Annotated in this window: 11 protein-coding genes, 1 tRNA gene and 1 CRISPR repeat array; of the genes, 4 read left to right on the top strand and 8 right to left on the bottom strand. The window is 31.9% G+C overall.

The genetic code is table 11. The features are described from left to right. The first annotated feature begins 64 nt into the window (after window positions 1–64). Window positions 65–136: transfer RNA gene (locus R8749_RS03580), tRNA-Glu, on the top strand. A 33-nt stretch (window positions 137–169) separates the two neighbouring features. Here the strand turns inward: R8749_RS03580 and R8749_RS03575 are convergent. After that, window positions 170–1,522: a threonine/serine exporter family protein gene (locus tag R8749_RS03575; RefSeq protein ID WP_317698044.1), complete on the bottom strand. Its 1,353-nt coding sequence runs from the start codon at window positions 1,520–1,522 to the stop codon at window positions 170–172. A 103-nt stretch (window positions 1,523–1,625) separates the two neighbouring features. Between R8749_RS03575 and R8749_RS03570 the strand changes: the two genes are divergently transcribed. The 3 genes from R8749_RS03570 to R8749_RS03560 all read left to right on the top strand — a co-directional run bounded on the left by R8749_RS03570 (window position 1,626) and on the right by R8749_RS03560 (window position 3,150). Next, window positions 1,626–1,841, top strand: a complete 216-nt coding sequence (locus R8749_RS03570; RefSeq protein WP_317698043.1) for a hypothetical protein — start codon at window positions 1,626–1,628, stop codon at window positions 1,839–1,841. A gap of 33 nt (window positions 1,842–1,874) precedes the next feature. Beyond that, entirely contained in the window at window positions 1,875–2,597 is a 723-nt protein-coding gene (locus R8749_RS03565; RefSeq protein WP_317698042.1) for a DUF4811 domain-containing protein, read from the top strand. A 64-nt stretch (window positions 2,598–2,661) separates the two neighbouring features. Continuing rightward, complete coding sequence (locus R8749_RS03560) at window positions 2,662–3,150, top strand: hypothetical protein (protein ID WP_317698040.1); 489 nt, start codon at window positions 2,662–2,664, stop codon at window positions 3,148–3,150. 29 nt (window positions 3,151–3,179) lie between these two features. Here R8749_RS03560 and R8749_RS03555 read toward each other — a convergent pair whose 3' ends face one another. The 7 genes from R8749_RS03555 to cas1 all read right to left on the bottom strand — a co-directional run bounded on the left by R8749_RS03555 (window position 3,180) and on the right by cas1 (window position 10,144). Continuing rightward, complete coding sequence (locus tag R8749_RS03555; RefSeq protein ID WP_317698039.1) at window positions 3,180–3,986, bottom strand: acyltransferase domain-containing protein; 807 nt, start codon at window positions 3,984–3,986, stop codon at window positions 3,180–3,182. Between the two features lie 18 nt (window positions 3,987–4,004). After that, window positions 4,005–4,673, bottom strand: a complete 669-nt coding sequence (locus R8749_RS03550) for an NAD(P)H-dependent oxidoreductase (RefSeq protein ID WP_317698038.1) — start codon at window positions 4,671–4,673, stop codon at window positions 4,005–4,007. Between the two features lie 18 nt (window positions 4,674–4,691). Then, window positions 4,692–5,849: an acyltransferase gene (locus R8749_RS03545; RefSeq protein WP_317698502.1), complete on the bottom strand. Its 1,158-nt coding sequence runs from the start codon at window positions 5,847–5,849 to the stop codon at window positions 4,692–4,694. A gap of 44 nt (window positions 5,850–5,893) precedes the next feature. After that, window positions 5,894–6,391 (bottom strand): large conductance mechanosensitive channel protein MscL, encoded by a 498-nt coding sequence (gene mscL, locus R8749_RS03540; protein WP_317698036.1) that lies wholly within the window; start codon window positions 6,389–6,391, stop codon window positions 5,894–5,896. Between the two features lie 684 nt (window positions 6,392–7,075). Then, window positions 7,076–8,234: a CRISPR direct-repeat array (repeat unit 36 nt; unit sequence GGTCTAACCCTCATTGAACTGACATAGTTCTGAAGC). A gap of 16 nt (window positions 8,235–8,250) precedes the next feature. Then, entirely contained in the window at window positions 8,251–8,928 is a 678-nt protein-coding gene (csn2, locus tag R8749_RS03535; protein ID WP_317698034.1) for a type II-A CRISPR-associated protein Csn2, read from the bottom strand. Beyond that, window positions 8,925–9,251 carry a CRISPR-associated endonuclease Cas2 gene (gene cas2 / locus R8749_RS03530; protein WP_425613209.1) on the bottom strand — a complete coding sequence of 109 codons (327 nt, stop codon included), beginning with the start codon at window positions 9,249–9,251 and terminating at the stop codon, window positions 8,925–8,927. Before cas2 ends, csn2 begins: the two co-directional genes overlap by 4 nt. After that, the gene (gene cas1 / locus R8749_RS03525; RefSeq protein ID WP_317698033.1) at window positions 9,248–10,144 is read right to left on the bottom strand and encodes a type II CRISPR-associated endonuclease Cas1; all 897 of its coding nucleotides are present in this window, start codon (window positions 10,142–10,144) and stop codon (window positions 9,248–9,250) included. Before cas1 ends, cas2 begins: the two co-directional genes overlap by 4 nt. Between the last annotated feature and the right edge of the window lie 135 nt (window positions 10,145–10,279).

The following is a 10,279-nucleotide window of genomic DNA, read 5'->3' as shown; positions in this document are numbered from 1 at the left end:
GAAGTCTCATAAATTGACAAAACTAGTTATTCATGTAAAATAAGACTATTGTTTTTGATCTTATTGCCCGATAGTCAAGGGGTTAAGACGTCGCGTTCTCATCGCGAAGACACGGGTTCGATTCCCGTTCGGGTGATTATAGTAAGCCACTGGCTTATTTTTTTTACATTTAATCATTCCTTCGCCAACGTTTATCCATGATTACTCGAGCGGTAAACAAACCTAAAGGAAGCATCATGATTATTAAAACTGCTCTAGACATCCATGATGCCCCTACACTAATATTATTTAAGCCAATATTGTACATTCCACGGTAAATATACAGCCCTGGAACCATAATCACAATTGAGGGAACTGTCAAAGAAATTCGTGGATATCCATTAAAGTGGTTCATTCCAGACGCAATTAAACCGGCAAAAAGTGCTGCAATAAAGGCTGCCGCTGCAGGCGGTATCTTAGAATAATCAACAATTTCCAATCTTAAAGTATTTGCAATTGCTCCAATGATGCCACTTAAAAACGCCATTCGATAGGGACTATTAAACATAATTGAAAATCCAAAAACACCACAAAAACTTGCTATCAATCTCAATCCCAGCATTAGAAAGGGGGGTAAATTGAGTGGTAAAAAATTAGCTGGTTTTAAGTGAACTGTTAAAGCAACTAACCAACCTACTAGTGTTGCTACTGTTGTAATCATTAAAGCGTAAACTAATCTTTCTAAACCTGAACGTAAATCCTGTTTAGAAATATCAAGCATGCTGGTAATAAACGGAAAACCTGGAATTACAAATAACATAGCTCCAATATATCCAGCTTCATGTTGCCCTGAAATATTAAAAATAATCTCAAGAACATGAAACATCAATAAATAAACTAAACACGCACTTGCAACTCCCAAAGCCACTGTTGCAATTAAAGTTAATCTTTTTTGTAATAATTTGGTTCGAATCCAATTACCGATTGCAGCTCCAAAAAAGCAACAAACCATTTCAATTGATCCTCCTCCCAAAAGAAAAACAAAAGCACTACATGCTAAACCTGCAGCTAAACCAGTAATAACTGCACTATAATTTCCAGGCATCTTTTGAATTTTATCTAATTCTTTATGAATATCTCTCGTTGACATTTGATGAACATTTTCGGAAAAATTTCTTACAAAACGTTCTAATGCATCAAGTTTATCGGTATCTACCCCACTTTTTGAAAGCGTCAAGACCTCAGAGTAGGAATGATTTTTATAAAAACAGGTAAATGAGATCGAGGTTAACCCAATATCTGCTGAACAAGTTAGACTTAAGTTTCGAGCAATATTGTTCATTGCTTCACGAACCCTCCAAGCACCAGTACCGCATGATAAAAGCATGATCCCAACTCTTCCAACAATTGAAGCCCTTTCTTTTAAAGCAGCAGTTATAACTTTATCATTATCGTCATCAATTAGATCATACCAAGGTATCTGCATGTGATGATCTTTGGAAAGTTCTATTTTAGAATAATTATCTGTAAAATCTTCAGTCATTAATTTTTTGGACCTCTTTATTATTTGAATACAAATCATTTTATACCAAAAAAGAAAGTAATCTGATGTATAATCTTATTATTTGAAATGGTGGGTCTTAAAAGTGAGCTTTATTTTATTAAAAGAAATAAAAGGTGAAAAAGAGTTTGAAGTCTGGATTAATTTAGACAAAGTCACCAGAATTTTTAGAGAAAAAAATGAATTAAGCGATAAATGTTTTAGAATTTGCTTTTCATCTTCTAATGATGATTCAGTTCTTATAAACGATAGCGAAAATCATTTACAAAACGCATTATTCAAAAACAAAGCTAAAGAATAATTTTTTAAATACAATTAACAGGAGTAACAACAAATGGTCATTTGGATTGCTGTCATCAGCATACTATGTCTTTTTTTGTCTTTGATTTTAATCAAACAAAAAAAAATAAAAATCGGATTAATTACATTAACTGGTTTAATTACGTTCATCTCAATTGTTTTATTTGCAGTGAATACACTTTTTCATTTTGGAATGACTAAACAAAATGATCTAGAAACCAAACAAATTTATAGTGTTTCTTCAAGAAAACAGTTTCCGTTACTAGTTTACCAAACTTTAAATAAAGATCTGTCAATTTATCTTTATAAAGATCAACCTAAAGGTAAAAACAATAATACCGATCTTAGGTATCATGTAAACAATAGCGTTCAATTTACTAATAATAATGGAGCTATTCTAGTAAAAAGAGAAACATATTGGGGTTATTCAAATAATTTCACAAAATCTTTTTTTAACAACAACAATGATCACGAATTTATCGAACAAAATAATACTTTTAAGATTCCTAAAAATTGGACTGTCCTGACCGTCAAGCAAAGCCAGTTGCTCGGAAAAAAACTTAAAAAGCTCAGTAAACCAACAGCAGAACAAAAATCTTACATGAAAAATGCTATTGGTCAGAAAGTTAAAGAAGCACATCTTAAAAATCCTCAGATGACACCTCAAATGGATCAGAAATTAATAAATAAAATAACTAATGAATTACAGCAAAATGAAGTTCAAAAAGTTATTAATGATGTTAAAAACAAAAAATAATTCTTTATCTTTCGTTTATAATGGTTAAAGAGATTTTATTGATTAGGAGTGAATTAATTAAATAATGGATCAAACAAATAAAAAGCCTTTTTACAAAACTTGGTGGTTTTGGATTATTATACTTATCATCGTTATCGTAGGTGGATATTTTAGCAGTACTTTAATATCAAATAAGACCGCTAATGTTAAAGATTCAAGTACAAAAACAGTAAAAAAAGTAACACCTGTCACTAAGAAGTCAAAAGCCAAAGAAGTAGCAGAAACAGCAATATACAATTATTTATCTAAAGAGAAGAAGCAAAAGATTAAAAAATCAGACATTCAAATTACCGCAGTAAAAACCTCTGGACCTTATTATGTCAAGAAAAATAAAAAAGCTCGTACCAACGGTTGGGAAATTCAGGGTAAGATTAATAACAAAACTAAGGGTTCTTCAGTTGATTTAATAAGTGCAGTAGTTAATATGCCTGATCAAAATAAAAGTCAAATCGATTATTTGTCAGTTGGCTGGGATACTTTTGTTAACAACGTTAAACAAACTGATGCCAAATAAAAAGGAGTTGTAAAAAACGCAACTCCTTTTTATGACTTTAAGAATAAATATCCTTTAGCGGTGCCAATCTTTTTTCCAGAAAGAAGAAAAGATTGCGCCTTTTTTTGTAAAGATGTTTGAGCTGGATAATGTTTTATATCCTGAACAAAATTAAAAATTCTCTCTTCCGCCTGCTTGTTGTGTAAATCAGTATTAAGCAAAATAAAACGTCTTTGAAATTGCAAAATATTACTATTTGAAGATAAAATTTTGATTAATGCGGGAGCTAATAACCAAGATTCACAAATCCCTATTTGATAATCCAGCCAATGTTCTGATGCTTGCTTTAGCGAATCAGAAACTAATCCATTAGATAAATGATTGCCAGCAGGAATATGAATTTTTAAATATTTAGTCCCAATTGAAAAATGATCATTACCCTTAGTAATCGCCTCAGTAAGTAATTTGGGCTCAAACTGTAACCTTCCTAAACGAAAAACTTTACCTTTCATCGTCAAAGCTAACCAATGCCACTGATCAACTCCATATGTTTGAGTTCTCTCAAAATAACTTTCGGCCCAAATTGTTAAATCTTTCATTGAATCAACAAATATTTTGTCTGATATCCACTGCTTTTTGTATATTTGTTCAGTTTGGTCCATTATTCTGCAAAGAAAAACCAACATGTATAAGTTTGGATTGCCAGTTTGGGAAATTTTATGAAATAACTTTTCTTCGTTAAAATAAAAAAGGGTTCGATCATCTTCAAAATTTTGGTCAGAATAACAAAAATCAAGAATTGCGAAACTAATTCTTGAAGGCATTTCTATTAATTTAAGATTCTTTTTTAAACTCATTAAAAGTGGACTCTGCTTTTATTTTATAACTTCATAAATTTTATCTAACGGTTGACGTGTCTTTGGAGTGATTTGCTGATCTCGATAACCAAATCCTGCCATATGAGAAAGTCCATAATGCTCTGGATCCATTAAATTATGATCAATTAAATAACTACTAACCTTTTCACGATTAAATCCTTCGATTGGACAACTATCAATCCCAAGCCATGCAGCAGTGGTTAACATATTACCCAATGCAATATATGTCTGCTTACATGCCCATTCAAATAAAGATTTTGAATCATTAAGCTGAAAATCATTTGCTTGAAAATTTCGAAAAGCATCAGTCCGCGGAGAATGCTCTTCATATTGATTATGAAAAACCTCTTCAACCATATATTTGGCGTATTTACTATCAGCAGTGACATCATTACGAGCTAAACAAATAATAAAGTGACTCGCACCATTCAGACTATTTACTGCTCCCCAAGCCAAATCCTTCAAGTCTTCTTTTATTTGCTGATTTTCGATCAATAAAAACTTCCATGGCTCATAGCCAAAAGAACTAGGAGATAATCTGGCTGCTTCCATAATAATTTGCCAGTCTTCATTAGATATTTTTTTAGTCTGATCAAACTTTTTCGTTGCATAACGACGATTAAAAACTTCAATAAGATCTTTACGGATTTGTTCTTGCCTTTTCATATAAACTCCTTTTTATTTTCAATCAGTTTTTCTTCTTTTAAAAACACGCGCTAAAATCTTAGTAAAAATTAGATCAAGTTTACCAATTATTTTTGCAAGAAAATTAATATAATAATTCTGAAATTTACCAAACATAATTGTTCTTGAATACTCTATCAAAAGACAAACAAAAAGTATCACCGCTGGAATTGTAAAAGTCTGTTGCATTACCATCGGTAATTCTTTTACCTTGGTAAAATGAATAAAATTTCTAAAAATTAAGCCAGAAATATATGGATTATCGTGAATTAAATAAACAGCAAAAACGCCGCTGGCTGCGTAATTGACAAGAAAATTAGGCTTCAACCGCATGTTTCTAAATAAAAGAAAAACCACAATTGCCACAACATAACTATAGAAACTATAGTTATACATTCCGATATTCATTGTATATGTATAAACCTTAGGGTGTTCAATTCCAATATTAAAACCCCAAAAGTGAAATAAAAAATTACCTGCAATTAGAACTAGTAAGAAAATAAGCAGAAGCCAGCTTCTGATATTAATGTATTGCTCATACTTGCGAAGAAATGCTCCCGTAAACCATAAAAGAACCATAACTGCAACATCTGTGTAACCATAAACGGGGATCCCATAATACATTAAATAAGCCGGTCCGCAAATTACAAAAATTAATACTGCCAACAAAATAATGTATTGTTTTAAAGCCATTTTTTCTGCAAGAGTATTAAGATAAGGCATCAAAATATACATGAAAAAGTAAGCAGTCGCAAACCAATAAAAATTAGAAATAATTGGAAATACGCTCTGAAAAAAAGTTTGCGGTGTAACCCTTGTGCCTGGAATGGTTAAATTAGCCAAAATATAAATCAGGATTGAATAAAAGCTGGTAGTAGTTACAATGCGCAACAACGTTTTTAACTTGGGAGGATGCCGAAAAGTAAAATATCCCGTAATCAGGATAAAAGTTCCAACACCAACTTTTCCCAAAGGGAGTATTGACATCAGCCAGATTTTAATTGGCGTAACTTTAAATTGACTCCACGTGAAGCCGCTGTGGGCAATTAAATGGTGAATAATGATTGCGTACATACTTAATATACGCAGCACTTCAAAATTTGACTGACGATAATGACTATAATCTACGTGCGATCTTGTTCTTCGTGAAATTTCCATATTATTATTAAACAATACTTTGTACTTTTTTTAAAACAAAAAAATTATCTTCGATAATGTTCATTATTTCTTGGCTCATTAGCAGATCCATTCCTGTAATTGTATTCTTTCTGTTGTTTCCGTTCTTTATCTTGCTGTAAGGTTTGATATGCCATAATTTTTCGAATTTCTTTTAGCTCATCCAACTCAGCATTATACCCAAAACGATCTTCTGGATTTTTAGCAATGGTTTTATTTAACCACCAAATAATCATATAAACGATGAAAGCCAAAATTAAAAAATTAAGTAAGTCACTTATGAATTGACCCCAACGAACATAAATTGCATTTGGACCTTCACCAACCTGTAGTACTTTTTGGGCAAAGTTAACACGATTTAAGATAATGCTTACAAATGGGTTAATTAAATTACTGACAAAAGAACGAATAATATTTGAAAAAGCTGATCCTACTACTAAGCCGATTGCCATTCCAATCACATTATCTCGTAAAAGAAAACGGCGAAAACCTGAAGCTATTGAATTCTTGTCGTTACTAGACATTGGTATATCTCCTTTTATAACGTTAATCAATTAATAAATGTATCAGAAAATTTTGCTTTTTCTTTGAACATTTATCTGGAAAAAAGATTATACCCTCATCTTTTGCTAATTAAAATGCAATTGATTTAACAAATTCACAATGAACGAGATGATTAAAATTCCAATTAATCCTTGTAACAGCTGCTCACTCCCAGTAAGCGCAACCCAAAACAAAATACAAATGATAACCGCCGTCACAATTATTCTTAAAATATAGATTAAATTTTTATTTTGTTTCATATTTTTAGTTAATTTTACCTTTATTTTTGTTACACTGATCTAAACAATAAGAAAGCGGGTTAAGTAGTGAATTCAATGATAATTTTAAGTATAATTTCTTGTGGCGCTCTAGGGTTCATTTTCTTCTCGCTGAAAAAAGCGGGCAAAGAATAAATAATTCCTAATTTCATTATAAAGATAATTTCTTTAAATTAAAAATCTCTTCAGTTTTTGTGTATAACTGGAGAGATTTTTTGGTTTTGGAATTTGAACATCTACAAACAATTTAAATAGAAAACATATAAGTATTGTCATAAATTAGAGGATCAATTTTTTTAATTACTTTACATGTTTGAATGGAACTAGACTCTTATTAAACTGACATAGTTCTGAAGCACCAGAAGTTAAAAACGGGTACGCAATGGCGGTCTAACCCTCATTGAACTGACATAGTTCTGAAGCCTTAGGCTCGGTAGAACTTAGAGATCGAGAGGTCTAACCCTCATTGAACTGACATAGTTCTGAAGCTAATGGCTTCACACGGACAGGCGCTACAAGGGTCTAACCCTCATTGAACTGACATAGTTCTGAAGCATCTGTGGAGCTTGATCCAAGATATCCGCCGGTCTAACCCTCATTGAACTGACATAGTTCTGAAGCCATAATTTTGTACTGTGTCTGTGTAAAATAGGTCTAACCCTCATTGAACTGACATAGTTCTGAAGCTTTTAGAGCAGAAAATGTTTCAGCTTAGTAGGTCTAACCCTCATTGAACTGACATAGTTCTGAAGCGTTTGTTGAGCATAATTTGCAAAGTAATCTGGTCTAACCCTCATTGAACTGACATAGTTCTGAAGCGTGATGTTGGCTATCGTTTAAAGTATGACAGGTCTAACCCTCATTGAACTGACATAGTTCTGAAGCTTAGTGCAAAAGCGCTCTGACGAACCACCAGGTCTAACCCTCATTGAACTGACATAGTTCTGAAGCACATCGATTAAATCGATCTGGTACGTCTGCGGTCTAACCCTCATTGAACTGACATAGTTCTGAAGCGTTTTTATCTTGATAATAGTCCGGATCAATGGTCTAACCCTCATTGAACTGACATAGTTCTGAAGCTCTTGTAGCACGTGATAGCGATCCTGATTTTGGTCTAACCCTCATTGAACTGACATAGTTCTGAAGCTTGATAACATCATTTGTGGTATGATCGCCAGGTCTAACCCTCATTGAACTGACATAGTTCTGAAGCTCTTCTTCAGTAGGTGAGAGTAAACTTCAAGGTCTAACCCTCATTGAACTGACATAGTTCTGAAGCAGATTAAACACTTCAAATCGTCGAAATCGTGGTCTAACCCTCATTGAACTGACATAGTTCTGAAGCTTAAATGTGCTCGGCAAGGCTCGAAACCTAGGTCTAACCCTCATTGAACTGACATAGTTCTGAAGCTCTTAATTCAATTATAAAGATTAAACGGGCGGTCTAACCCTCATTGAACTGACATAGTTCTGAAGCAAAAAATCAAAACTATTTATTAAAAATAGAGGTCTAACCCTCATTGAACTGACATAGTTCTGAAGCGGAACATGCGTTCGAATTACCAGTTAGTGAACATAGTGAAATCACTATCAATAAAACAACCATGTTTATCCGCTTCATTTTTACTTATGCCCTCAATTGACAAATTTAACGACAAAACTAAAACTTCTTTACTCTCAAGCTCATAGACAACTTTTTCAAATTCTTCCTTAGAAAAATAATAGCTAAGGTTGGTAAAAATTAAAATTCTAATATCACCAAGATAAAAAGATAAATCCACAAACTCGTTAAGTAAATCTATTGGATTTGTATTCTGATGAAAACTATAACTTAAATCCAACATTTTAATTATATCATCAAAAGACCATTCCTGACTTACTTCTAAGGGCAATCCTAAATTAAAAACTTCTTTTGAAAGAATATTTCTGATCTCACGATCTAAAAGATAAATATTATGTTTACTTTCATCAGAAATAAAACTATTTAATTTTTTTAAGATTTGTTTATAAAAAACTTGTTTTGGACTTGGACAACTTCCAATATCTCCTAAATAAACTATATACTTAGAAAAATCTAAAATTTTGTTATTTTCGCTAAATACTAAAACATCCTTATCTTCTTCTTTTAAACTATTTATTATCTTCCAAAACAAAGGTATATTTTGAATATTTATTGAATTATAGCCATTTTTTAAACTAATCGGATCAAAAGGAAAAATTGTCAGAGATTTAGTCATATTACGATCATCCGTTCATCAGAATTTCTAACATCATCAATCTTTTTACCTGCAAGAAATTTAATTTCAGAATATTGCTTTTCAGTAACAATCATTGATTGAACAATTCCATTTACTGGAGCAACTCTTTGGATTCTTTCTTCTAAAAAAGCAGCAGATTGTTTATTTATTAAAACTCTAGAATAAACTGATTCCTGAATCATTAAAAAGCCCTCCTTAACTAAAGATTGATGCAACTTACGATAATTTCTTCGATCATCTGCAGTCAAAGTTGGTACATCAAAGAAAATTAATAATCTCATAACACGATACCTTAAGCTCATACTTTTATCTCTAATTCAGGGATATTCTCAACGTCTTCTGATAAATATTTAAGACAGCTTCTAACAAACGTCTTGATAACACCTGATAACAACGCATCTCCATTGTTCGTTGTAATTGTTTGATTTAAAAGATCTACTAATTCTAATTTATCAGACATATCTAATTCTGATCCCGGTGTTTTATTAAAGGCAATTTCATCAACAAAAATTCGAAAAGGTTCTATAAAATCTGAAGCAAGATTATAAAAATTTTCCATACTATTATGATGAACCCCTAACTCAGTTAAATATCCAGCACAACAAATTTCTTGAGTTATTAACGATAATAGTATCGAATATCCAAAATTTAAATAACCATTAATTTCATTTTCATCATTTCTTCGATTAAACTTTGTATCAAACAATCTTTGAAAATACATTCTGGCCGCGACAGCTTCTCGATTGGTAACATCTCCAATTTCAATCTGGTTAATTAATTCTTCTAAATCTATATTTGCCAGATTCCCATCATATTTTTCGCGGTCATACTTTGCTAAGAGCTTTGCTTGGTTAGTAATTTTTATTTTTATAATCGCCTGCCACAACAACGATTTTTTATCTGAATCCCAGGAAATTTGTTTTAAAATATTTCTATTTCGATTTAAATTACTATAATACGGATTAAACTCTCCAACAGGCATTTTCTTATTATCCGTAAAGATGATTTTTATATCTCTTTTTGCCAATTCCATTACAAGATGAGATGTTATAACCGATTCAGTTGTTGCAATTAATAAAATTTGAATATCCGACATCGGTATCTTTACAACATCATCTTCAGTTTGAATAATCAAATGTTCCATCTTATAAGAAGCTTTTGAGTGCTTAGTTATAACAACTGTTCGCCATCCCATTTACAAATCCTATCTAATAATGTATATTATCTTTGTAGGTAAATCTACATGGTCTACCTCGTTGAACTGACATAGTGAATTGAAGTAAAACAATCAGTTTATCTGAGAGTTTATGTACTGTCCCGAGAGGGACTT

The sequence above is a fragment of the Xylocopilactobacillus apis genome (assembly GCF_033095965.1).
Classification (GTDB): domain Bacteria; phylum Bacillota; class Bacilli; order Lactobacillales; family Lactobacillaceae; genus Xylocopilactobacillus; species Xylocopilactobacillus apis.
This window is presented reverse-complemented; position numbering and strand designations above follow the sequence as displayed.

Coding starts and splice junctions, on each gene's coding strand:
- R8749_RS03575 (WP_317698044.1), bottom strand. CDS start 1,522: ATGACTGAAGATTTTACAGATAATTATTCTAAAATAGAACTTTCCAAA.
- R8749_RS03565 (WP_317698042.1), top strand. CDS start 1,875: ATGGTCATTTGGATTGCTGTCATCAGCATACTATGTCTTTTTTTGTCT.
- R8749_RS03560 (WP_317698040.1), top strand. CDS start 2,662: ATGGATCAAACAAATAAAAAGCCTTTTTACAAAACTTGGTGGTTTTGG.
- R8749_RS03555 (WP_317698039.1), bottom strand. CDS start 3,986: ATGAGTTTAAAAAAGAATCTTAAATTAATAGAAATGCCTTCAAGAATT.
- R8749_RS03550 (WP_317698038.1), bottom strand. CDS start 4,673: ATGAAAAGGCAAGAACAAATCCGTAAAGATCTTATTGAAGTTTTTAAT.
- R8749_RS03545 (WP_317698502.1), bottom strand. CDS start 5,849: ATGGAAATTTCACGAAGAACAAGATCGCACGTAGATTATAGTCATTAT.
- mscL (WP_317698036.1), bottom strand. CDS start 6,391: ATGTCTAGTAACGACAAGAATTCAATAGCTTCAGGTTTTCGCCGTTTT.
- csn2 (WP_317698034.1), bottom strand. CDS start 8,928: ATGACTAAATCTCTGACAATTTTTCCTTTTGATCCGATTAGTTTAAAA.
- cas2 (WP_425613209.1), bottom strand. CDS start 9,251: ATGAGCTTAAGGTATCGTGTTATGAGATTATTAATTTTCTTTGATGTA.
- cas1 (WP_317698033.1), bottom strand. CDS start 10,144: ATGGGATGGCGAACAGTTGTTATAACTAAGCACTCAAAAGCTTCTTAT.